At 70.7% G+C, this 21,949-nt stretch carries 19 protein-coding genes; 9 read left to right on the forward strand and 10 right to left on the reverse strand.

Features of this window, described 5'->3' with window-relative positions; genetic code table 11:
* The first annotated feature begins 446 nt into the window (after nucleotides 1–446).
* The 3 genes from OIE47_RS01485 (at nucleotide 447) to OIE47_RS01495 (ending at nucleotide 2,899) form a co-directional block, all read left to right on the forward strand.
* Entirely contained in the window at nucleotides 447–1,373 is a 927-nt protein-coding gene (locus OIE47_RS01485; RefSeq protein ID WP_326559650.1) for a proteasome assembly chaperone family protein, read from the forward strand.
* 189 nt (nucleotides 1,374–1,562) lie between these two features.
* On the forward strand, nucleotides 1,563–2,372 hold the full coding sequence (locus tag OIE47_RS01490; protein ID WP_326559651.1) for an exodeoxyribonuclease III: 810 nt from the start codon (nucleotides 1,563–1,565) through the stop codon (nucleotides 2,370–2,372).
* Between the two features lie 197 nt (nucleotides 2,373–2,569).
* On the forward strand, nucleotides 2,570–2,899 hold the full coding sequence (locus tag OIE47_RS01495; RefSeq protein ID WP_326559652.1) for an antibiotic biosynthesis monooxygenase family protein: 330 nt from the start codon (nucleotides 2,570–2,572) through the stop codon (nucleotides 2,897–2,899).
* A gap of 132 nt (nucleotides 2,900–3,031) precedes the next feature.
* Here the strand turns inward: OIE47_RS01495 and OIE47_RS01500 are convergent, their stop codons facing one another.
* From OIE47_RS01500 to OIE47_RS01510, 3 genes are all read right to left on the reverse strand, one after another.
* The gene (locus OIE47_RS01500) at nucleotides 3,032–3,829 is read right to left on the reverse strand and encodes a hypothetical protein (protein WP_326559653.1); all 798 of its coding nucleotides are present in this window, start codon (nucleotides 3,827–3,829) and stop codon (nucleotides 3,032–3,034) included.
* Between the two features lie 143 nt (nucleotides 3,830–3,972).
* Nucleotides 3,973–4,851: a class F sortase gene (locus tag OIE47_RS01505; protein ID WP_326559654.1), complete on the reverse strand. Its 879-nt coding sequence runs from the start codon at nucleotides 4,849–4,851 to the stop codon at nucleotides 3,973–3,975.
* 11 nt (nucleotides 4,852–4,862) lie between these two features.
* A complete protein-coding gene (locus OIE47_RS01510; protein WP_326559655.1) occupies nucleotides 4,863–5,384 on the reverse strand; it encodes a hypothetical protein in 522 nt (173 codons plus the stop codon).
* A gap of 129 nt (nucleotides 5,385–5,513) precedes the next feature.
* On the opposite strand from OIE47_RS01510, the gene trmB reads away from it, so the two are divergent.
* Together trmB and OIE47_RS01520 are read left to right on the forward strand one after the other, a co-directional pair.
* Nucleotides 5,514–6,230, forward strand: a complete 717-nt coding sequence (gene trmB / locus OIE47_RS01515; RefSeq protein ID WP_326559656.1) for a tRNA (guanosine(46)-N7)-methyltransferase TrmB — start codon at nucleotides 5,514–5,516, stop codon at nucleotides 6,228–6,230.
* Nucleotides 6,231–6,320: 90 nt separating this feature from the next.
* Nucleotides 6,321–8,822 carry a DEAD/DEAH box helicase gene (locus tag OIE47_RS01520; RefSeq protein ID WP_326559657.1) on the forward strand — a complete coding sequence of 834 codons (2,502 nt, stop codon included), beginning with the start codon at nucleotides 6,321–6,323 and terminating at the stop codon, nucleotides 8,820–8,822.
* Nucleotides 8,823–8,862: 40 nt separating this feature from the next.
* On the opposite strand, the gene OIE47_RS01525 is transcribed toward OIE47_RS01520, so the two are convergent.
* Together OIE47_RS01525 and OIE47_RS01530 are read right to left on the reverse strand one after the other, a co-directional pair.
* On the reverse strand, nucleotides 8,863–9,468 hold the full coding sequence (locus OIE47_RS01525) for a hypothetical protein (protein WP_326559658.1): 606 nt from the start codon (nucleotides 9,466–9,468) through the stop codon (nucleotides 8,863–8,865).
* Nucleotides 9,469–9,718: 250 nt separating this feature from the next.
* Complete coding sequence (locus tag OIE47_RS01530; RefSeq protein ID WP_326559659.1) at nucleotides 9,719–10,696, reverse strand: phosphotransferase family protein; 978 nt, start codon at nucleotides 10,694–10,696, stop codon at nucleotides 9,719–9,721.
* A 303-nt stretch (nucleotides 10,697–10,999) separates the two neighbouring features.
* Here OIE47_RS01530 and OIE47_RS01535 point away from each other — a divergent pair, with 303 nt between their 5' ends.
* The gene (locus OIE47_RS01535; RefSeq protein ID WP_326559660.1) at nucleotides 11,000–11,692 is read left to right on the forward strand and encodes a hypothetical protein; all 693 of its coding nucleotides are present in this window, start codon (nucleotides 11,000–11,002) and stop codon (nucleotides 11,690–11,692) included.
* Between the two features lie 88 nt (nucleotides 11,693–11,780).
* Here the strand turns inward: OIE47_RS01535 and OIE47_RS01540 are convergent, their stop codons facing one another.
* The 5 genes from OIE47_RS01540 to OIE47_RS01560 form a co-directional block, all read right to left on the reverse strand.
* Nucleotides 11,781–12,479, reverse strand: coding sequence for a class I SAM-dependent DNA methyltransferase (locus tag OIE47_RS01540; RefSeq protein WP_326559661.1), 699 nt, complete (start codon nucleotides 12,477–12,479; stop codon nucleotides 11,781–11,783).
* 150 nt (nucleotides 12,480–12,629) lie between these two features.
* Entirely contained in the window at nucleotides 12,630–13,574 is a 945-nt protein-coding gene (locus OIE47_RS01545) for an ABC transporter substrate-binding protein (RefSeq protein ID WP_326559662.1), read from the reverse strand.
* A gap of 94 nt (nucleotides 13,575–13,668) precedes the next feature.
* Nucleotides 13,669–14,481 (reverse strand): ABC transporter ATP-binding protein, encoded by an 813-nt coding sequence (locus OIE47_RS01550; RefSeq protein WP_326559663.1) that lies wholly within the window; start codon nucleotides 14,479–14,481, stop codon nucleotides 13,669–13,671.
* Nucleotides 14,481–15,545: a FecCD family ABC transporter permease gene (locus tag OIE47_RS01555; RefSeq protein ID WP_326559664.1), complete on the reverse strand. Its 1,065-nt coding sequence runs from the start codon at nucleotides 15,543–15,545 to the stop codon at nucleotides 14,481–14,483. Before OIE47_RS01555 ends, OIE47_RS01550 begins: the two co-directional genes overlap by 1 nt.
* A complete protein-coding gene (locus OIE47_RS01560; protein ID WP_326559665.1) occupies nucleotides 15,542–16,588 on the reverse strand; it encodes a FecCD family ABC transporter permease in 1,047 nt (348 codons plus the stop codon). The genes OIE47_RS01555 and OIE47_RS01560 overlap by 4 nt, the downstream gene beginning before the upstream one ends.
* 115 nt (nucleotides 16,589–16,703) lie before the next feature.
* Here OIE47_RS01560 and OIE47_RS01565 point away from each other — a divergent pair, with 115 nt between their 5' ends.
* The 3 genes from OIE47_RS01565 to hrpA all read left to right on the forward strand — a co-directional run bounded on the left by OIE47_RS01565 (nucleotide 16,704) and on the right by hrpA (nucleotide 21,944).
* Complete coding sequence (locus tag OIE47_RS01565) at nucleotides 16,704–17,066, forward strand: hypothetical protein (RefSeq protein WP_326559666.1); 363 nt, start codon at nucleotides 16,704–16,706, stop codon at nucleotides 17,064–17,066.
* An 89-nt stretch (nucleotides 17,067–17,155) separates the two neighbouring features.
* Nucleotides 17,156–17,728, forward strand: a complete 573-nt coding sequence (locus OIE47_RS01570) for a histidine phosphatase family protein (RefSeq protein ID WP_326559667.1) — start codon at nucleotides 17,156–17,158, stop codon at nucleotides 17,726–17,728.
* 43 nt (nucleotides 17,729–17,771) lie between these two features.
* Complete coding sequence (gene hrpA / locus OIE47_RS01575; RefSeq protein WP_326559668.1) at nucleotides 17,772–21,944, forward strand: ATP-dependent RNA helicase HrpA; 4,173 nt, start codon at nucleotides 17,772–17,774, stop codon at nucleotides 21,942–21,944.
* Nucleotides 21,945–21,949 lie beyond the last annotated feature (5 nt).

Raw genomic sequence — 21,949 nt, forward strand, 5'->3', positions numbered from 1 at the left:
ACACTTACCGGTCGGGCAACCGGGCAGCGGGTGACGGGGCAGGAGCCGAACCGCCATCTCCGGCGAGGCGGTCATACCTCCGATAGCGCGACCGCCGGATCATCCCGGCATTTACCTTCGAACCACCCCGCGCCGCAGACCCGCCCGCCGCCCTCGACCGTTCGGTGGACATTCACCGGAACGACAGGCGTTCCCGGTATCGGCCGTTCGGACAACCGCGCTGGCAGGAGGCCCTGTTCCCGGTGTAGACCGGGGAGCGTACGGCCCGTTTTTCCAGCCGGGCGGCGACAACCCGACGCCACGACCCCTGCCCAGACGCTCGCTCGCGAGTCATGCTCAAGGGGGGTGACGGAGTCGCCGAACGGAATGGACCAAGATGGCGGAAGCGTTGCGTACACCGAGGTGTCGTCTGTCGTAGGCGCATCCCGTTGAGGAGGTCCTTACCGGTGCTCGATCCGCACGAGCTCTACCAGCTCACCGATGACCTGCCCGAGCTGGGTCAGCCGGTGTTGATCCAGGCGCTGACCGGCTTCACCGACGCCGGAAACGCGACCCGGCTCGCCCGGGAACAGCTCCTGTCGACGCTGGAAGGTCGGCCGATCGCCACCTTCGACATCGACCAGCTGCTCGACTACCGCTCCCGGCGACCCACGATGATCTTCGTCGAGGACCACTGGGAGTCGTACGAGGATCCCAAGCTCGAACTCCACCTGCTGCACGACGACGCCGGGACGCCACTGCTCCTGCTCACCGGCCCGGAACCGGACATGCAGTGGGAACGGTTCACCGCCGCCGTGATCGCGGTGGCCAACCGGCTCGGCGTACGCCTGACCGTCGGGCTGAACTCGATCCCGATGGCGGTCCCGCACACCCGGCCGACCGGAGTCACCGCGCACGCCACCCGGCCGGAGCTGATCAGCGGGCACGAGCCGTGGTTGCAGCGGGTCCAGGTGCCGGGCAGCGCCGGGCACCTGCTCGAATACCGGCTCGGCCAGCAGGGTCGCGACGCGATCGGCTTCGCGGTGCACGTGCCGCACTACGTGGCACAGACCGAGTACCCGGCCGCCGCCGAGCTGCTGCTCAGTTCGATCTCCCGGTCGACCGGGCTGCTCCTGCCCACCGAGAGTCTCCGTACCGCCGCCGAGTTGGTCCGGACCGACATCGACCGGCAGGTGGCCCAGACCGACGAGGCCGGCGCACTGGTGCACGCCCTTGAGGAGCAGTACGACGCGTTCACCCGTGGTCGCGGCGGCGCCAACCTGCTCTCCGCACAGACCGGACCCCTGCCGACCGCCGACGAACTCGGCGCGGAGCTGGAACGGTTCCTCGCCGAACAGCAGGGTCCCCGTCCGGGCGACACCCCCGGCACCTGACGAACCCGACGCCGGTCGGCCCCTGCCGGGCCGATCGGCGCCGAGCGGACCGTCGACTCCGGCCGGTGGCGAACCTCGCCCCCGACCGGAAGCAGTTCCGCTGCCGGCGACGGCGCGGCGCGCGGCTCGGGTGCCGGCAGCGGCGCGGCAAGGTCTGCAACCGGGCCCGGCGTACGGCAGGCTGTGCACATGCGCCTGGCTACCTGGAACGTCAACTCGGTCAAGGCCCGGCTCCCCCGGTTGCTGACCTGGCTGGCCGACACCGAGCCGGACGTCGTCTGCCTTCAGGAGACAAAATGCCCGGACGGCGCCTTCCCGGTCGCCGAGGTCGGCGAACTCGGCTACTCGACCGCGAGCCACAGTGACGGCCGGTGGAACGGGGTGGCGATCCTCTCCCGCGTCGGACTCGACGACGTGGTGGTGGGCTTCCCCGGCGAGCCCGGCTTCCCCGAACCGGAGGCCCGCGCCCTCGCGGCCACCTGCGGTGGCGTACGGGTCTGGTCGATCTACGTACCGAACGGGCGCACCCCGGACTCGCCGCACTACACGTACAAGCTGGCCTGGCTGGCCGCGCTGCGCGAGGCACTGGCCACCGAGCTGCGCCCGGACCGGCCGCTGACCGTGTGCGGGGACTACAACGTCGCCCCGACCGACGCCGACGTGTGGGACCCGGCGCTCTTCGTCGGGTCGACCCACGTCACCCCGGCCGAACGGCAGGCCCTCGCCGACCTACGCGAACTCGGGCTGCATGACGTGGTCCCGACCCCGATGAAGGGGCCGCACCCGTACACGTACTGGGACTACCGGGCCGGGATGTTCCACCAGAACAAGGGCATGCGGATCGACCTGGTGTACGCGACCGAGACGTTCGCCGACGCCGTCTCCTCGGCGTACGTGGATCGGGAGGCCCGCAAGGGCACCGGCCCCTCCGACCACGCCCCGATCGTGGTCGACACCGAGCCGTCGGTCGGTTCCGGGCCTCCGGTCGCCGTCCCGTGACCGACGCCCGGTCGGGCAGCTCGCCGTGCTCTGACCGACGCCCGGTCGCGCAGCTCGCCGTGCTCTGACCGACGCCCGGTCGGGCAGCTCGCCGTGCTCCGACCGGCACCCGGTCGGTCAGTTCGCCGGGAGTGACACGCGGCCGGTCGAGCAGCCTGGCGGGAGACGGCCGGCTGCGCAGCCCCTAGGCTGGTGCCATGGCAGTCGTGAAGATCAACGCTATCGAGGTCCCTCCGGGTGCGGGCGAGGAACTGGAGCGGCGCTTCGCCGCCCGCAAGGGCGCGGTGGACAACCAGCCCGGTTTCCTCGGCTTCGAGCTGCTCCGCCCGGTCGGCGGGGAGACCCGCTACTTCGTCTACACGAAGTGGGAGAGCGAAGAGGCGTACCAGGCGTGGGCCGCCGGCCCGTCCCAGGCAGCGCACGGCCAGGGCGGCACCCCCGCCGGGGAGCGCCCCAAGCCGGTCTCCACCGGCGCCAACCTGCTGGAGTTCGAGGTCGTACAGCTCGCCGGACCGCCGGCCGCGTAGGTTGCCCCGGGTGCGCCTGCCGCCAGCGAAACCAACGCCGCCGGTCGTACATCGTCTTTGGCGTAAATACATCAAAGACGATGTACGAGCTCGACGCGTTATGCGTTCGCCCGAAGTTCGCCGAGAGGGACCTCAGGGTGCCGGCAGTGGCTGTCCGTCCTGCCAGGTGTTATCCGGCGGCGTCGGCGGCGGACATCTTGCCGGCAGCGTCACCTGGCCCGGCAGGTGGCTGAACGTCGTCATCGTGAACCACTCGTCCAACTGCGGGTCGAAGAGGTTCTGGAAGCCGAACTGCAGCACCTGCCACCATTGGCTCGGATTCCCCTGGTCGACGTAGACGTCACCGAGCGCAATCGGAAACCGGAAGAACTCCCCCGGCTTGGTCGAACCCCCGACGACACCGACCCGCCAATGATCGACGTACCGGTCCTTGGCTCCCTGCAGGACCTCCGGTCCCACGAAGCGGGCGGTCCGCAGTGTCGCGTTGAGAATCTCGCGGTTGAAGATCCCCGGAATCTTGTCGCACGGGCGGGGTGGGTCCAGTGGAATGTTCGGCCACTTGTACGTGAGCGTGTAGAGCGTGTTCCGGTAGATCAGGTTGGTGAACCAGATCGGGTGCTCCGGTCCACCGGCGATCATCTGACTGTCGCCGCCCTTGCCCTGCCAGGTGAAGGGAACGTCGATACCGAGGTCGGGTACGAGGTATCGGCCGGCTCCCCGAAAATCCGCCGGCAGCTGAGGGGGATGCGGCCGCTCCGGGTCGGTCGTCCGGGTCGGCACGCTCGCGGTGACGTCGTCCGGAGCCGTACCGGGCACCGCGCTACCACCGGTCAACTCGCCGAGCGAGCGGGCCGGCGGCGAGGTGCTGGCGCCCAGCGCCAGCACCAGGACGGATCCCGTGGCGCCTACCAGGGTGGCCAGCTTCCACATGTCTGCCCCGTCTCTCAGCGGATGATCCCGCCCCTGATCCTCCTCACCCACCAGGCGAATCCGGTTCGCATCACCGTCCGGATCCACCGGTCGGGTGAACGGCGGTCGCGGGGTCAGGGGTCGCGGGGTCAGGGGTCGCGGGGTCAGGGGTCGCGGGAGTCGACCAGGGAGGCGAAGGCGACGATGTTGTCCGCGTAGCCGATCCCACCGCCGACCCACTCGCCGCCGCAGGTGATCAGGCGCAACACCGGCCGCTCGTACGAGCCGTAGAGCCGCTCCTCCGGAAGCTTGGCCTTGTCGAAGTGCTCGACCGAGTTGACCTCGAAGATGGCCACCGACCGGTCCTCCCGGGTCACCTTGATCTTCGCTCCCGGGCGGAGTTTGACCAGGTCGTGGAAGACCGACGGGCCCTGCTTGGTGTCCGCGTGACCGACGATGATGGCCGGGCCGAACTGTCCCGGTGTGGGGCCGCGCTCGTACCAGCCGGTCTCGTTGTGCTTCTCCAGCGCCGGTACGGCGATCGAACCGTCGTCGGCGAGCCCGACCCGGTGCACCGGTGCCCGTACGTCGATCGAGTCGATCTCCAGCTTGATCGGCGGGCTCGGCTCCAGCACCGGGAAGTCCAGCGGCGGTGGCTTGTCCGAGCGGCTCATCAGCGTGGCCCAGAGGCTGCCGCCGGACTGCCCGAGCCCGGCTCCGGTGGCGAAGACCCCGAGCAGCACGAGCACCACCGCGAGCGGGCCGATCCAGCGGCGGCGACCGGGGCGCTCCGAGCGACCGGCGCGGGGGCGGGGGGCCGGCTGGTACCTGCCGCGCGCCGACCCACCCCAGAAGTTCGTCCGGTTCGGGGCGGGGGGCTCCTGCTCCTGCGGCGGTCGGGACGGGCCGACGGTCGCACGGGGGCGCCCGAGCTTCGAGCGGGTGTGATCCGTTGTCAGCAGCGACCACTGCACCGACGACCGGGACGGGTTTCCCGGTCGGGGCGCGTTGGCCGGCGGGCCGGCTGAGGACTGGCGGGGCATCGGCGTACCGGTCAGGGAGCGTGCCGGCCGCGGGCCGGCACCGTTGCGCCACGGCGGCGCAGCGCGACCAGGCCGAGTACGGCACCGAGCAGGGTGACCGTGATCCCGCCGACGAGCAGCAGGTCACCGGCGTCCGGGCCGGCCGAGCCGCCGAAACCGGTCGCCGGACCGCGCTTGGGCCGGTCCGCCGCCACCACGTTCAGCATGGTCGAGGCGTTGCGGCCGTCCGGGCAGTTGAGCTTGACCCGGAACGTGCCCGCGTCGGTGCCCTCCGGCACCAGCGCCGCCGCGGTCAGCAGGCCGTCCTGCGGCTGGGCGGTGACGGTGCCAAAGGCCGCCGACTCGACCGTGGCCGGCACGGTGTTCTCGCTGCAACTGGCCCGGATGCCGACCAGGTAGCCGGCCTCGACGGTGCTCGGGCTGAGCTGGACGTAGATGTCACCGGCCTGCGCCGGGGACGGGACGAGCAGGACGCCTGCGAGCGCGAGGGTGGCGGCGAGCAGCGCGCCAGCGCGTCGATGTGGAGTCGCCATGACACCTCCCGGCACCGTCGGGCAGCACCGGGCGGGCGACACCTGGCCTGCCGTACGGAAGAAATTCTCTCATTCGGTGACCACGAGCACACGCGTTCGATCTCGCTGATCGCGTAGGCTCACGTTCCTGTGACCTCCACCGACCACTCCCGGAGCGATACCGTGCCCGCACGGCATGGCGCCGGGATCCGCACCTTCCATCCCCGCCGGGGTCGCCTCAGCGGGCGGCACCTCGACGCACTGGACCGGCTCTGGCCCAGTTACGGCCTGATGGTCCCGGACCCACCCGAGGTGCAGGTGGATCTGTCCACCCTCTTCGGTCGCCGGGCCCCGGTGGTGCTGGAGATCGGCTCCGGAATGGGCGACGCCACCGTGGCGATGGCCGCCGCCGACTCTGGCCGAGACTATCTCGCGGTCGAGGTGCACACGCCGGGAATTGCCAACCTGATGGCGGTCACCGAACGCCGCGCGCTGACCAACGTACGGGTCGCCCGGGGCGACGCGATCGAGCTGCTGCACTGCCTGCCCGAGGCGAGCCTGGACGCGATCCACGTCTTCTTCCCCGACCCGTGGCCCAAGGCCCGGCATCACAAGCGCCGGCTGATCCAGCCCGCCCACGTCGAGCTGCTGGGCTCCCGGCTGGTGCCCGGCGGGACCCTGCACTGCGCCACCGACTGGCCCGAGTACGCCCAGCAGATGCGCCAGACGCTCACCGACGACCCCGCCCTGGTCAACGCGTACGCCGGGTACGCGCCCCGGCCGGAGCACCGACCGGTGACCAAGTTCGAGCGGCGCGCCCTGGCCGCCGGCCGCCCCATCTCGGACCTGATCTTCCACCGCCGCTGAGCCCGCCGCCGATCCCGCCGTTGAGCATCCAGAGGGTGGACAGGAGGCGGATTGGCGTTGGCGGGGTGATCCAGGCACGATTGACCGGCCATGACGCTCACCGATCAGCTGCCGGGCAGCCCCGACCCAGACCTGCTCTTCGACGCCTTCGCCAACTGGGCCAAGGATCAGGGGCTCACCCTCTACCCCCACCAGGAAGAGGCGCTGATCGAGATCGTCTCGGGCGCCAACGTCATCCTGAGCACCCCGACCGGCTCCGGTAAGAGCCTGGTGGCGACCGGTGCCCACTTCGCCGCGCTCGCCGGCGACCGGGTCAGCTTCTACACCGCTCCGATCAAGGCGCTGGTGTCGGAGAAGTTCTTCGCGCTCTGCGACGTTTTCGGCGCGGAGAACGTCGGCATGCTCACCGGCGACGCCAGCGTGAACGAGGACGCCCCGATCATCTGCTGCACCGCGGAGATCCTGGCCAACATCGCCCTGCGCGACGGCGACCAGGCCGACGTCGGCTTGGTGATCATGGACGAGTTCCACTTCTACGCCGAGCCGGACCGGGGCTGGGCCTGGCAGGTGCCGCTGATCGAGCTGCCCCAGGCGCAGTTCGTGCTGATGTCGGCCACGCTGGGCGATGTCAGCCGGTTCACCGACGACCTGAGCCGGCGTACCGGGCGGGACACCGCCGTGGTCAAGAACGCCGAGCGGCCGGTGCCACTGCTGTTCTCGTACGTCACCACGCCGATGCACGAGACGCTCGAAGAGCTGCTCACCACCCACCAGGCGCCGGTCTACGTCGTGCACTTCACCCAGGCGGCGGCCCTGGAACGGGCCCAGGCGCTGATGAGCATCAACATCTCCACCCGGGCCGAGAAGGACGCCATCGCCGAGGCGATCGGCAACTTCCGGTTCACCGCCGGCTTCGGCCGTACGCTGTCCCGGCTGGTCCGGCACGGGATCGGCGTACACCACGCGGGCATGCTGCCGAAGTACCGCCGGCTGGTGGAGACCCTGGCCCAGGCCGGCCTCCTCAAGGTCATCTGCGGTACGGACACCCTCGGCGTCGGCATCAACGTGCCGATCCGGACCGTGCTGTTCACCGCCCTGTCGAAGTACGACGGCGTACGCACCCGGCTGCTCAAGGCGCGCGAGTTCCACCAGATCGCCGGGCGGGCCGGACGGGCCGGTTTCGACACCATGGGCCGGGTGGTGGTGCAGGCCCCCGAGCACGTGATCGAGAACGAGAAGGCGCTCGCCAAGGCGGGCGACGATCCGAAGAAGCGGCGCAAGGTGGTACGGAAGAAGCCGCCGGAGGGCTCGATCGGGTGGGGCCAGCCGACGTACGAGCGGCTGATCGACGCCGAGCCGGAGACCCTCACCTCCAGCTTCCACGTCAGCCACTCGATGCTGCTCAACGTGATCAGCCGGCCGGGCGACGCGTTCGCCGCGATGCGGCACCTGCTCACCGACAACCACGAGGACAAGGCCGCCCAGCGCAAGCACATCCACCGGGCGATCGCGATCTACCGGGCGCTGCTCGCCGGTGGGGTGGTCGAGCAGCTCGACGAGCCGGACGCGTCCGGTCGCCGGGTACGCCTCACCGTCGACCTCCAGTTCGACTTCGCGCTCAACCAGCCGCTCTCGCCGTTCGCGCTGGCCGCGATCGAGCTGCTGGACACCGAGTCGCCGACGTACCCGCTCGACGCCCTGTCGGTCATCGAGGCGACCCTGGACGACCCGCGCCAGATCCTCTCCGCGCAGCAGTTCAAGGCGCGCGGCGAGGCGGTCCAGCAGATGAAGGCCGACGGGATCGAGTACGAGGCCCGGATGGAGCTGCTCAACGACGTCACCCATCCGAAGCCGCTGGCCGAGCTGCTCGACGCCGCGTACGAGATGTACCGGCAGGGCCACCCGTGGGTCGCGGACTACGAGCTGGCCCCGAAGTCCGTGGTCCGGGACATGTACGAGCGCGCGATGACCTTCGTCGAGTACGTCGCCTTCTACGGGCTGTCCCGCTCCGAGGGACTGGTGCTGCGCTACCTGGCCGACGCGTACAAGGCGGTCAAGCAGACCGTGCCCGAGGACGCCAAGACCGAGGAGCTGATCGACCTCATCGAGTGGCTGGGTGAGCTGGTCCGCCAGGTCGACTCCAGCCTGATCGACGAGTGGGAGCGGCTGCGCAACCCGACCGAGGAGGGCGTGGAGGCGGTGGTCGACCTGCGCCCGCCGGCCGTCACCGGCAACCTGCGCGCGTTCCGGGTGCTGGTGCGCAACGCGATGTTCCGCCGGGTCGAACTGGCCGCCCTGCGCCGCTACGACGAGCTGGGCGAGTTGGACAACGAGGCGGGTTGGACCGGGGACGACTGGGCCGACGCGCTGGAGCCCTACTTCGAGGCGTACGACGAGATCGGCACCGGTCCGGCCGCGCGCGGTCCGGCGTTGCTCCTGCTCGACCAGCAGCGGGACAAGTGGACGGTCCGGCAGATCTTCGACGACCCGAACGGCGACCACGACTGGGGTATCAGCGCGGAGGTCGACCTGGCCGCGTCCGACGAGGCCGGCGCGGCGGTGGTCCGGGTGACCGAGGTCGGCCAGCTCTGACCGACCGGCGGGCCGCCTGAGCAAGCCCGACGGACCTTCCTCAGTGACCGGACCTATCCTGCGGTCTCCGCGGGGACGGGCCTCCGGTGATTCTTGCTGCGTTGTTGTCTTGGCCGCCGTTCGTGTTGGAAAGGGGCAGCCTCCTCGCCCAAGTCATGAACGCCGACAGCGTCAGCAGCACCGCGCCCACGGCACCGATGAGGACCGCGTACGGCGCCACGACGTCAGCCACGCTGATCCAGTTCGGTACCCCGGCGTCGTGCACGATGCCCAGGCGTTTCGGATCGCTGCCGTCGTTCGGCGCGGCCACCACCCAGCCGCCGCCGCAGACGGCGAGCACCCCGCAGATCGGCCCGATGACCCCGGGCGACCGCGATCCGGCGACGCGTGCCCGCCGCGCCGCGATCCACAGAATAGGCACCAGCAACGTCGTCACGCTCAGCCGTAGGTAGGCGAAGGCTCCCTCCAGCAGGTAGGCGATCGCCCCGTTCTGGCTGCTGCCGTAGTTGAACAGCGCTTTGAAATGCAGCAGGTCCCAGACGGTCACCCCGGCGTTGAGCAGCAGGCCGGCGGTGAGAACCGCGATCGGAAGCGGTATCCAGGTGAGCTGCTGTCGATGTCGGGGCAAGGCGGCGTCGATGGTCACGGTGGTGAACGTACAAGCCGGTTGTGAGCGAACGGTGGTGCCGGCGTGCAGGCACCGGGTACATCGGCGGCAGCGTGGACGGCACGTGGACACCGGGATCAATCACACCTCCTGGGCCAGATCCCCGCTCTCGCGACCCCAATCAGGCGGGCGAGGATCAAGGCGCTGACCAGCGACTCGCAAGGTAGGTCCGCACGGCTTGGGCGCGATTCGTTCGGACTTACCTTGCCGAGATCCTGATCTTGATACGTCAGATCGCGGCCAGGGCCTTGGCGATGTTCCACTCGGCCAAGTCCAGCATCCACCGGCGGTCCGGGAAGTCGGTGTCGGCGATCCGAAGGGGGCCATCGATCAGAGACAGGACCTGGGCATATCGGTAGAACTCCAGCCGGTTGGGGTCGAGTTCGACTGGGTGCAGCGCGGAGTACGCGTCACCGAAGCGCATACGCAGCCAGGCGTGCTCCCACTCCACGTCGAAGAACGTCAGCCCCTCGATGTCGACCATGGCGGGTTCACCGGAGGGCGTGACGAGCACGTGGTCGGGTCCGAGTTCGCCGTGTATCAGCCCGTATTCCTCGCGGGCGGTGACAGCGCCGCGCAGGTGCCGGACATGGTCGGTGATTCGTTCGCGGGCGTCGGCGAGCCGGACGTCGCGGGCTGCCGCCGCGTCGAGGTGACCGAGCGCTCGGTCCTGGATGATGTCCTCGGTGCTGCGGGCCTGGAGTGCCTCCCCGCGAGCAATGGCGGCGAGTTTGCCGTATTGGGAGCCGCGTGTGGTGTGCATGCGGCGCAGGGCGTCACCAAGCGTGGACAGTGGCGTCGCGGCTGCGGCTGGATCTTGTGCCATGAGAGCCTCGAGCGTCACCCCACCGACATCCTCCACCAGTGCAAGGTCGGCCGGGTGGTAGCGGCCGTCGCGGTCGAGCATCAGCAGCCGTGGCGTCCGCACGTCCGCGGCCGTGAGGGCTGCGTAGTTGGCGGCGAACAATTCGGCGCCCGACGCGTCGGTGAATGGATCGTCGGGGACAGCCCGCGCCGGGGGCCAGTAGTTCTCGCCGGCCGCCCAAACATAGAGAATCACTGTCGCCTGGTCGTCCAGCCTGAGCCGGTAGACGCCCTTTTTGCTGCCACCGGTCAGCCGCTCCAGGGCGGCGAGTCTGCGGTCTGTGCCGAACTGGTCCATCACCAAGTCGCGCAAATCGTCAGGTTGTAGGAATACCCGTGTCATGATCGCCTTCCCTCGTGTTGCCCGGCGATGGTTCCTGACGCGTCGGCATCGCGCAATCGAGTTGTCACCATTTCCTGGCTTATGGTCGGTCAGGCGCACTCTCGACGGACAGGCGGCTGTCGAGGGTTCTCGGCCGGGCGCGGACGGGCCAGGGCGCTGAGCTGACGGCGCCGCAAGGTTCGCGCGGACGGGACAGCGGACAGCAATATTCGCTGTCCGGTACGGCCGTTTTCGGCTGGGCGGAACGGCTCCGATCAATTAGAATGGGTGTACTAATCCGGCATCTGACCTGGGAGGACTGCCGTGACTGCGCCCGCCTCCAGTGCACCAACCGCAACCACCGCGCCCGCCGCCGCCACCCAGCCCGCCGCCCCCGTTCTTCCCTACGCGACCCTGCTCGCCTTCTCCCGCTACGTCGACCGCACCGGCCCGGCGAAGGCGAACTTCGTCGGTGGGCTACGCAAGCAGCGGGCCAGCCGCTCCGGCTTCAACCCCCACGGCCAGTTCGTCAAGGCCCTCAAGTCCGACCTGGCGTTCCACACCGGCGGCACCCACATCAACCAGGTCCCCGACCTGGTCAAGCCGCGCTGGCGCCCGCTCTACCAGGCGCTGGTCCCGGGCACGCTGGCGTACCTCAACTCTCTCGGCGACCCACGGTCGGTCGAACTGGCCCAGACCCACGACGCGCTCGGCCTGCTCGGCGGGCTACCCGTCAAGATCAACCCACACCTCGGGCTGCGGTTCGCGGATGGCCACGCCGAGGCGGTGCGGTTGCACTTCGACGAGGCGCCGCCGAGCGACGAACTGGTGCTGGCGAGCCTGCACCTGATGGCCCGACACATGGACCAGGTGCTCCCGCACGCCGAGCCGGTGCTGGTCGACGTCCGCCGGGGCGTCACCCACCGCCGCAGCCCCTCCGTCCGCGCCGAACAGGTCGAAAGCTGGCTCGCCGGCGAGGCCGCCGCCTTCAGCGCCATCTGGTCCACCGCCGCCTGACCCTCACCCCGCATCATCAAGATCTTGACTCGCACGGAAAAAGTGGCTATCCCCGCCCCGGATAGCCACTTTTTCCGTGCCGGCGAAGCTAGGGCTGGCGGTGCGCGAAGAGGACCGCGCCCGGAACGCCCTGGTCGAGTCCGATCAGCAACTTGGCCTGGACCGTGAACCCGGCCTCGTGCAGCCAGGCTGCCACCCGGTCGGGCTGGCGGCGGTGAAAGTAGACGTTCATCGGGTGGCCGCCATAGCCCTCAGTCCTGAGCACCGACTCGTCGCCGACGTGGAAGCCGAGCAGCAGCGGTCCGCCCGGACGCAACACCCGGTGAAAGTGGCCGAGAACCGTGGGGATCGCGTCGTCGGGGACGTGGATCAGCGACCAGAAGGCGAGCAGGGCGGCGGTCGAGGCGTCAGCGAGGTCGAGGTCGGTCATCGAGCCTACCTCGAACCGCAGGTCAGGGTGGTCTCGCCGAGCAATGTCGATCATCGCGGGTGACAGATCGATCCCGAAGGCGTCGACCCCCAGCTTTTGCAGGTGGGCGGTGATCTGTCCCGGTCCGCAGCCCACGTCCGCGACCGGGCCGCCGCCTGCGGCGTGGACCAGGTCGGCGAACAACGCCAGCGCCGCACGTAGATAGGCCTCCTTGTCCAGGGCCTCGCGCACGAAGTCGGCATAGCTCTCGGCGACCGTGTCGTAGGAGGTCCGGGTGTTCGCCAACCAGCTGTCCAGGTTCCCGCTCCGCGCCAGGGATGGGTTGTCGTCTTCCACCAGGCTCCCGGTTTCCGTCATCGGTCGACTCCTCCTGATCGGGCTGGAGTGGACATGATGCCCTGTGGACCGACCCCACCCGCAGCGCCCCCATGCGGAGAACGAGTGGCTGTCCGGGGTGGGACAACCACTCGTTCTCAACAAAGGCAGACCTCGAAGAGGAGGGCTGGGTCAGGCGGTGATGAGGTACTTTTCCAGGTCGTCGAGGATCTTGCCGGCGGCGGTGACGCCGATGCCGGTCATCCAGGTCTCGTCGGAGACGGTGTACGCCTTGCCCGCCTTCACCGCGGAGAGGTTGCGCCACAGGTTGCCGCCGGTCACCTCGGTCTGCCGCACGACGGCCTTCTCGCCGAACGCGCAGACGAAGATGACGTCGCCGTCGACCTCGCTGATCCGCTCCGGGCTGACCGAGTCGAACCGCTTGTCCTCCTTGTTCGCCAGCAACTGCCGCTCGGTACGGCCGAGGCCGACGTCACGCAGGACGATGCCGGAGAAGGAGTCGGGTCCGTACACCCGGATCTCGGTGGCCCGGAACCGGACGATGGAGATCTTCTTCGCGGCCGGGTCGCCGATCTTGGTGCCGACCTCCTTGGCCCGCTTCTCGTAGCCGGCCATCAGGTCCTTGGCTTCCTGCTCCTTGCCGAGTGCCTGACCGTCGAGGAGGAAGTTCTCCTTCCAGGTGATGCCGACCTTGTCGGTGAAGACGGTCGGTGCGATCGCGCTGAGTTCGTCGTAGAACTTCTCCTGGCGGAACTTGCTGCCCATGATCAGGTCGGGCTTGAGCGCGGTGATCGCTTCGAGGTCGGGCTCGGTGGTCAGGCCGACGAGCTTGATCGAGGCGACCTTGTCACCGAGGTAGGTGGGGAGCCCGTCAGACTCACTGGCGATGGCGGTGCCGACCGGGACGATGCCGAGCGACAGCGCACTGTCGATCTTGTCGCTGTCGAGCACCACGACCCGCTGGGGGTGGACCGGGACCTCGGTGGTGCCCATCGCGTGCACAACCTGGTGCGTCTGCGCCTCGGTCGCGCCGGCCACCGGGTCGCTCTTGGCGCATCCGGTCAGGCCGACACCGAGGGCGACGACCGCGGCAAGGGTGGCGGCGGGACGGCGCATGGGTGTTCCTTTCGGTTCAACTTCGACGGGTACGGCGGGTCGCCGCACCCTCTCGTGACCGGGTACGGCGTTCGGCCGTACCCGTTCGGGCGGGTCAGGCGGACACGGCGGTTGCCGTACTCGCCGGTGACGGGGTGGTGAGCGCGGGTACGACCAGCGGCGCGCCGCTCACCGGGCAGGGCACGACGACACATTCGAGCCCGAAGACGTCCCGGACCAGGTCGGCGGTGAGGATGTCCCGGGGCGGTCCGGCGGCGACCACCTCACCCGCGCGCATGGCGACCAGGTGGTCGGCGTACCTGGCCGCCTGGTTGAGGTCGTGCAGGACGGCGACCACGGTCCGGCCGCGCTCGGCCCGCAGGCGGTGCAGCAGGTCCAGGATCTCCACCTGGTGCGCCAGGTCGAGGAAGGTGGTCGGCTCGTCGAGCAGGAGCGCGTCGGTCTGCTGGGCCAGGGTCATCGCGATCCAGACCCGCTGCCGCTGACCACCGGAGAGGGTGTCCACCGCGCGGTCGGCCAGCGTGTCGACGGCGGCGAGCGTCATCGCCTCGCGTACGGCCTCGGCGTCCTGCGGTGACCACTGCCGCCACCAGCTCTGGTGCGGTTGCCTGCCCCGTCCGACCAGGTCGGCGACGGTCACCCCCTCGGGGACCAGCGGGCTCTGCGGCAGTACGCCGAGCCGCCGGGCCACCTCGCGGGTGGGCAGTTCCCGGATGGCCGTGCCGTCCAGCAGGACGGTGCCGGCGCGCGGGGTGAGCAGCCGGGCCATGGTGCGCAACAGGGTGGACTTGCCGCAGGCGTTGGGGCCGACGATGACGGTGAAGGCGCCGGCCGGCAGGTCGAGGTCGAGCCGGTCGAGCACGGTCCGCTCGTCGTATCCGGCAACGAGTTCACGGGTGGACAGCATCACGAATTCCTCCGGCGTCCGCGCACGAGCAGGAACAGCAGGTACGGCCCGCCGATGGCCGCGGTGAGTACCCCGGCGGGCAGTTGCGTCGGCGCGAACAGGCGCCGCCCGGCGAGGTCGGCGAGCACCACCAGCAGGGCCCCGACCAGCGCGGCGCAGACCAGTGGGGGCCGTTCGGTGCGGGCCAGCCGCCGGGCCACCTGGGGTGCGACGAGGGCGACGAAGTCGACCGCGCCGACCTGCGCGGTGACCATCGCGGCGACGAGTACGCCGACGCCGGCCAGGCCGATCCGCCGGGCGGTCGGGCGCAGCCCGAGTCCCCGTGCGGTGTCGTCGTCGAGTGCGCTGGTGTGCAGCGCCCAACCGGCCCAGAACAGCACCGGCAGCAGCAGAACGAGGGTGACCGCGATCCAGGTCGCCTCGGTCCAGCCCTTGCCGGCAAGGGTGCCGACGAGCCAGATCTGGGCCCGTTGCCCGTCGATCGGGTCGGCGGAGATCATGACGACCTCGGTGACGGCGCGCAGCGCCATCGCGACCGCGACACCGGCGAGGACAAAACGCTGGGCGGCCAGGCCGTGCCGGGCGCCGAGGGCGAACACCGCCGCGGCTGCGATCAGGCCACCGGCGAGCGCGCTCGGGGCGAGGATCGCGGCGGAGGCGCCGGTGGTCAGCGCGACGGTGGCGACCAGGCCGGCGCCCTGGGTGATGCCGATGATGTCGGGGCTGGCGAGCGGGTTGCGGGCGACGCTCTGGATCAGGGTGCCGGCGATGCCGAAGGCCGCGCCGACGGCCACCGCGAGCACCACCCGGGGCAGCCTGAGCCGGTTCACGACCACGTCGTACGGGGTGCCGGTGCCGTTCGGGTCGCCGAGGTTGCCCAGCGAGTGCAGTACGTCGACCGGTGCGACGTACGGGGTGCCGAGCGACAGGCTCAGCACCATGGCCCCGGCGAGCAGGAGTACGAGCACCACCGCGACCAGGATCGACCGGCGCCGGACGAGCACGTTGACCCGCCCGAGGCGCAGCAGGGAACGGCCGGGCAGCAGTTCGGTGGAGGCGCTCACGCGGTCACCACCCGGGCCCGGCGGACCAGCAGGGCCAGCAGCGGAGCGCCGATCAGGGCGGTGACGATGCCGGCGGGCACCTCACCGGGCGGGGCGATCAGCCGGCCGATGATGTCGGCGGCGAGCAGCAGTGCCGGGCCGAGCAGCACCGAGACGGCGAGGGTCCAGCGCTGGTCGACGCCGACCAGCGCGCGGGCAAGGTGCGGCACCGCGAGGCCGACGAAGGCGATCGGCCCGGCGGCGGCGACTCCGGCGCCGGTGAGCAGCACGGCCGCGGCTCCGCCGCCGATCCGGATCAGTCCAACCCGGTTGCCCAGGCCACGGGCGACGTCGTCGCCGAGGGCGAGTGCGTCGAGCCCTCGGGTGACCATCGCGGCGAGCAGCAGGCCGGCGATGACAAACGGGGCGACCTGGGCGGCAACGTCGACCCCGCGACCGCCGAGCCCGCCGACGACCCAGAACCGGTACTCCTCGAAGGTGCGGGCGTCGATGGTGAGCAGGCCGATGGTGACCGCCCCGAGGCTGGCGTCGAGGGCGGCGCCGACCAGGGCGAGCGTGACCGGGTTCGCACCGTCGCGGGTACGGCTGGCGACGCCGAAGACGAGCAGCCCGGCGAGGAGCGCCCCGACGATGCCGAACCAGACGTACCCGTTGAGGGTGCCGACGCCGAACACGGAGATGGCGGTGACCACGCCGAGCGACGCGCCCGCGCTGATGCCGAGGATGCGCGGCTCGGCGAGCGGGTTGCGGGTGAGGGCCTGGAGCAGCACCCCGGCGACGGCGAGGGCCGCGCCGACGGCCAGCCCGAGCACCGTACGGGGGATGCGCAGGTCGTGCACGATGCTGCTGGCCTCTCCCCCGTCCGGGGCGACCAGCGCGTGCCAGACCTCGGCCGGCGCGAGCGGCTTGCTGCCCAGCGCCAGGCTCGCCAGGACCAGCAGGCCGAGCAGGATCAGCGCTCCGAGGACGACCGTGATCCGGCTGCGCCCGGACCGACGGGTCGGCGTCACCGCCACCCGCGGTCGTTCCGCGACGTCATGCACCCGCTCTCACCTCCCCTGCTTAGGATCGGCTTACCTTAGGATCTTGCCGGTCCCCGGCCTAGTGAGAGATGACCGATCTCACCGTCAGCCGCCCCGCGCGCCCTAGCCTGGAGGCATGCACTTCGAGCACCACACGGTGGTCCTGGTACGTCGCCCGACGGCTCCGCCGGAGCTGCCCGCGGCGGCGCTGCTCCGGCTGTGGGACGCCCACCGGGCCCACCAGGAGGGGCTGGTCGGGCAGGGGCACGTGATCGCCGCCGGGCCGCTGGTGGGGCCCGACGGCACGGACGCCGGTGAGCTGTGCGTGTTCGTGGGCGAGCCGGAGCTGGCCGGGCGGCTCTACGACAACGACCCGGCCGTACGCGCCGGTCAGCTCTCGGTCGAGGTGCTGATCTGGGGTACGCCGCCGGGCAACGTCCGGTTCGCCAACGTGCCGTTGCCGGCCTCGCTGCTCGAGCCCGGTCCGTCGCCGACCTGACCCGACGCCGACCGTTGACGGTGCCGACTTCCGGGCGCCGATGCCCGACTTACCGGATGCCGGTGCGGTCGGTCCGGCAGGCTGGCGGCATGGGGGTCGACATCATCTTCGAGACGCACGCGATGACCACCGACGACGAGGCCGGACGGGCAACCGGCTGGCTGCCCGGTGAGCTGTCCGCGGACGGGCGGCGGTGGGCCAGGCAGCTCGGCGAACGCCGCCGGGGCGACGGGCTCAATGTGATCTTCTGTTCCGACCTCGATCGGGCGGTGGCCACCGTCGAGCTGGCGTTCCTCGGCGTCCGGATCCCGGTGCACCGGGACACCCGGCTGCGCGAGTGTGATTTCGGCGACCTCAACGGGGCGCCGCTGACCGAGGTGCTGTCCCGGCAGGCCGAGCACCTCGACCAGCCGTTCCCCAACGGGCAGGGCTTCCGGCAGGTGGTCGACCAGGCGTACGGCTTCCTGTGCGACCTGGCCGGCGCCTGGGACGGCCGCCGGGTGCTGGTGGTGGCTCATCCGACGAACCGGTGGGCCCTGGAACACCTGATCAACGGGCGGCCGTTGACGGACCCGGTGGCGGCGCCGGAGCACCGCCCGGAAGGCTGGGCGTACGCGCTGCCGTCGGGTTGGGCGGGACAGCGGGCGGACGACGGGGGATAACCAGGAGCACTCGTCGGCGACGCTGCCTATCCTTGGCAGCGACATGCAGACACCATCCGCCCGCGCGCTGCCCGACCCGATCCGCGAGGTGCAGGCCAGCCTGCCCGAACTGATCTTCCGCGACCAACGCCGGCTCCAGCGCCGGCTGGACGGCGTACGCCGGATCCGGGACCCGCTCAAGCGGGAGCTGGCCGGCGAGGAACTCGTCGCGGAGCTGGCCGGGGCGCAGGAGCGGCTGGCCCGACGGCGGGCCGCCGTACCGGTCATCACGTACCCGGCCGGGCTGCCGGTGAGCGAGAAGCGCGAGGACATCGCGGCGGCGATCCGGGACCACCAGGTGGTGATCGTCGCGGGCGAGACCGGCTCCGGCAAGACCACCCAGATCCCGAAGATCTGCCTGGAGCTGGGGCGCGGCGTACAGGGGTTGATCGGGCACACCCAGCCGCGCCGGCTGGCGGCCCGTACGGTGGCCGACCGGATCGCCGAGGAACTCGGCACCGAGCTGGGCGGCACGGTCGGTTACAAGGTGCGTTTCACCGACCAGGTGAGCGACCGGAGCCTGATCAAGCTGATGACCGACGGCATCCTGCTGGCCGAGTTGCAGCAGGACCGGATGCTGCACCAGTACGACACGCTGATCATCGACGAGGCGCACGAGCGCAGCCTCAACATCGACTTCATCCTCGGTTACCTCCGGCAGCTCCTCCCCCGCCGACCCGACCTGAAGGTGATCATCACCTCTGCCACCATCGACCCGCACCGCTTCGCCCGGCACTTCGGCGGCCTGACGGGCGCCGCCGGCACCGGGAGCGGGGACGGTAGCGGGGACGGGCACAGCAGCGGGGACGGCGACGGCAGCGGCGGGCCGCCGGTGGTGGAGGTGTCCGGTCGGACGTACCCGGTCGAGGTCCGTTACCGGCCGCTGGTCGAGGTCACCGAGGAGACCGAGGACGGCGACAACGTACGCGACCAGGTCCAGGCGATCGGGGACGCGGTCGAGGAGCTGGCCGCCGAGGGGCCGGGCGACATCCTGGTCTTCCTCAGCGGTGAGCGGGAGATCCGGGACACCGCCGACGCGTTGAGCCGGCTGGTCCAGGGCAAGCCCCGGCTGCGCGGCACCGAGATCCTGCCGCTCTACGCCCGGCTGTCCACCGCCGAGCAGCACCGGGTCTTCCAGTCGCATTCGAACCGCCGGGTGGTGCTCGCGACCAACGTCGCCGAGACCTCGCTGACGGTCCCCGGCATCAAGTACGTGATCGACCCCGGTACGGCCAGGATCTCCCGCTACAGCCACCGACTCAAGGTGCAGCGGTTGCCGATCGAGGCGGTGTCGCAGGCGTCGGCGAACCAGCGCAAGGGTCGCTGTGGGCGTACCTCCGACGGGATCTGTATCCGGCTCTACGACGAGTCGGACTTCCTCAGCCGGCCCGAGTTCACCGAGCCGGAGATCCTGCGGACGAACCTCGCCTCGGTCATCCTCCAGATGACCGCGATCGGGCTCGGTGACATCGCCGCGTTCCCGTTCATCGACCCGCCGGACCGGCGCAACATCGCCGACGGGGTGAACCTGCTGCACGAGTTGGGCGCCCTGGACCCCGCCCAGACCGACCTGAACCGCCGGCTCACCCCGCTCGGCCGCAAGCTGGCCCAGCTCCCGGTCGACCCACGGTTGGCCAGGATGGTGCTGGAGGGCGAGACCAACGGCTGCGCCGAGGACGTGATGGTGATCGCCGCCGCGCTCTCCATCCAGGACCCTCGGGAACGGCCGGTCGAGAAGCAGGCCCAGGCCGACCAGTCGCACGCCCGCTTCGCCGACCCGGAGTCGGACTTCATCACCCTGCTCAACCTCTGGCGGTACCTGCGCGAACAGCAGCAGGAGCTGTCCTCCAGCGCGTTCCGCCGGATGTGCCGGGCCGAGTTCCTCAACTACCTCCGGGTACGCGAGTGGCAGGACATCTTCAGCCAGCTCCGCCAGGTCACCCGTACGCTCGACGGCGGCAACCCGCGCGGCCAGCGACCGGGCCGCGACCGCCGGGGTCGGGGCGACGCCGAACCGGCCGCGACGACACGAGGCCAGGTCGAGCCGGCGCCGGACGGGGACGGCACCGAGGTCACCGTCGACCCCCGGCGGATCCACCAGTCGCTGCTGGCCGGTCTCCTCTCCCACGTCGGGGTCAAGGACCTCCAGGGTTCGGCGAAGGGTGCGCCGGCCGGGTCCGGCGGCGGCGGGCGCGGCAGCGAGTATCTCGGCGCCCGGGGCGCGAAGTTCGCCATCTTCCCCGGCTCCGCGCTGGCCCGCCGTCCCCCGCTCTGGGTGATGGCGGCGGAGCTCGTGGAGACGTCCCGGCTCTGGGGTCGGGTCGCGGCCAAGGTGGAACCGGAGTGGGTCGAGGCGCTGGCCCAGCACCTGGTGAAACGCACCTACAGCGAGCCGCACTGGGAGAAGAAGCAGGCCTCGGTGGTGGCCCAGGAGAAGGTCACCCTGTACGGCGTCCCGCTGGTCACCAACCGGAAGGTGAACTTCGGTCGGATCGACCCGGAGCTGTCCCGCGAACTGTTCATCCGGCACGCCCTGGTGGAGGGCGACTGGCAGACCCCGCACCGATTCTTCCAGGCCAACCGGGAGTTGCTCGACGAGGTCGAGGAGTTGGAGAACCGGGTCCGGCGACGGGACATCCTGGTCGACGACGAGACCCTGTTCGACTTCTACCAGCAGCGCATCCCGGCCGAGGTGGTCTCCGGCCGGCACTTCGACACCTGGTGGAAGCGGACCCGGCGGGAGCAGCCCGAGCTGCTCACCTTCGACCGGAACATGCTGATCAACAGCGGTCGCGGCGGGGTCGAGGAGGCGGACTACCCGGACGAGTGGCACTCCGGCGGGCTGGCGCTGCCGCTGACGTACCGGTTCGAACCGGGGACGAACGCCGACGGGGTCACCGTCGACATTCCGCTGCCGATGCTGAACCAGGTGCCGGCGGAGAGCTTCGACTGGCAGGTGCCGGGGCTGCGGGAGGAGGTGGTGATCGCGCTGATCCGGTCGCTGCCGAAGGCCGTACGCCGTAACTTCGTCCCGGTGCCCGACTATGCGCGGGCCGTGCTCGCCGCGATCAAACCCGGAGCGGAGCCCCTGGTCGACGCGCTCACCCGCGAGCTTCGCCGGATGACCGGGGTGACCGTCCCCCGGGAGTCGTGGGACCTGGAGAAGCTGCCCGCGCACCTGCGCCTCAACTTCCGGGTGTTGGACGACGAGAACAAGGCGGTCGCGCAGGGCCGGGACCTGACCGCGCTGCAACGGCAGCTCAAGACCGAGGTACGCCAGACCGTCGCCGCAGCCGCGCCGGAACTCGAACGGCACGGTCTGCGGGAGTGGAGCATCGGCACCCTGCCCCGCACGATCGAGCAGGTCCGGGCCGGTTACCGGGTGACCGCCCATCCGGCGCTGGTGGACGAGGGCGAAACCGTCGGCGTACGGGTCTTCGACTCCGCGACCGAGGCGCAGCAGGCGATGTGGGCGGGCACCCGTCGGCTGTTACGGCTCACCGTCGCGTCCCCGGTGAAGTTCCTCCAGGGGCGGCTGAGCAACGAGGCGAAGCTGGCGCTGAGCCGCAACCCGCACCGCAACGTACTGGACCTGCTCGACGACGCGTCCGGCGCGGCGATCGACAAGCTGATCGCGGACGCGGGCGGGCCGGCGTGGGACGCCGAGGGCTTCGCCGCGCTGCGCGACAAGGTCCGCGCCGACCTGGTCGACACCGTGGTCGAGGTGGTCGGCCGGGTCCAGCGGGTGTTGAGTGCGGCGTACGCGGTGGAGCAGCGCCTGGGTCGGACCACGAGCCTGACCCTGGTGGCGGCACTGGCCGACATCCGGGCACAGCTCTCCGCCCTGGTGCACCGGGGTTTCGTCACCGAGACCGGGTACGCCCGCCTGGCCGACCTGCCCCGCTACCTCACCGCGATCGAGCGGCGACTCGACCGGCTGCCACAGGACCCGGTACGCGACCGCAACCAGCTCGCCCGGATCACCCAGGTCCAGCAGGAGTACGACCAGATGCTGGCGAACCTGCCCCCGGCCCGCCGGAACGACGACGCCGTACGGCAGATCCGGTGGCTGATCGAGGAGTTGCGGGTGAACGTGTTCGCCCAGGCTCTCGGCACCCCGTACCCGGTTTCGGAGCAGCGGATCTACCGGGCGATGGACCTGGCCGAGGGGCGCTGACGGCG

It is taken from the genome of Micromonospora sp. NBC_01796 (assembly GCF_035917455.1).
GTDB lineage: Bacteria > Actinomycetota > Actinomycetes > Mycobacteriales > Micromonosporaceae > Micromonospora_G.

Bases quoted from the DNA above. Each gene is read 5' to 3' on its own strand.
- OIE47_RS01490 (WP_326559651.1), top strand. From the start codon at position 1,563: ATGCGCCTGGCTACCTGGAACGTCAACTCGGTCAAGGCCCGGCTCCCC.
- OIE47_RS01495 (WP_326559652.1), top strand. From the start codon at position 2,570: ATGGCAGTCGTGAAGATCAACGCTATCGAGGTCCCTCCGGGTGCGGGC.
- OIE47_RS01500 (WP_326559653.1), bottom strand. From the start codon at position 3,829: ATGTGGAAGCTGGCCACCCTGGTAGGCGCCACGGGATCCGTCCTGGTG.
- OIE47_RS01505 (WP_326559654.1), bottom strand. From the start codon at position 4,851: ATGCCCCGCCAGTCCTCAGCCGGCCCGCCGGCCAACGCGCCCCGACCG.
- OIE47_RS01510 (WP_326559655.1), bottom strand. From the start codon at position 5,384: ATGGCGACTCCACATCGACGCGCTGGCGCGCTGCTCGCCGCCACCCTC.
- OIE47_RS01520 (WP_326559657.1), top strand. From the start codon at position 6,321: ATGACGCTCACCGATCAGCTGCCGGGCAGCCCCGACCCAGACCTGCTC.
- OIE47_RS01530 (WP_326559659.1), bottom strand. From the start codon at position 10,696: ATGACACGGGTATTCCTACAACCTGACGATTTGCGCGACTTGGTGATG.
- OIE47_RS01540 (WP_326559661.1), bottom strand. From the start codon at position 12,479: ATGACGGAAACCGGGAGCCTGGTGGAAGACGACAACCCATCCCTGGCG.
- OIE47_RS01545 (WP_326559662.1), bottom strand. From the start codon at position 13,574: ATGCGCCGTCCCGCCGCCACCCTTGCCGCGGTCGTCGCCCTCGGTGTC.
- OIE47_RS01550 (WP_326559663.1), bottom strand. From the start codon at position 14,481: ATGCTGTCCACCCGTGAACTCGTTGCCGGATACGACGAGCGGACCGTG.
- OIE47_RS01565 (WP_326559666.1), top strand. From the start codon at position 16,704: ATGCACTTCGAGCACCACACGGTGGTCCTGGTACGTCGCCCGACGGCT.
- OIE47_RS01570 (WP_326559667.1), top strand. From the start codon at position 17,156: ATGGGGGTCGACATCATCTTCGAGACGCACGCGATGACCACCGACGAC.
- hrpA (WP_326559668.1), top strand. From the start codon at position 17,772: ATGCAGACACCATCCGCCCGCGCGCTGCCCGACCCGATCCGCGAGGTG.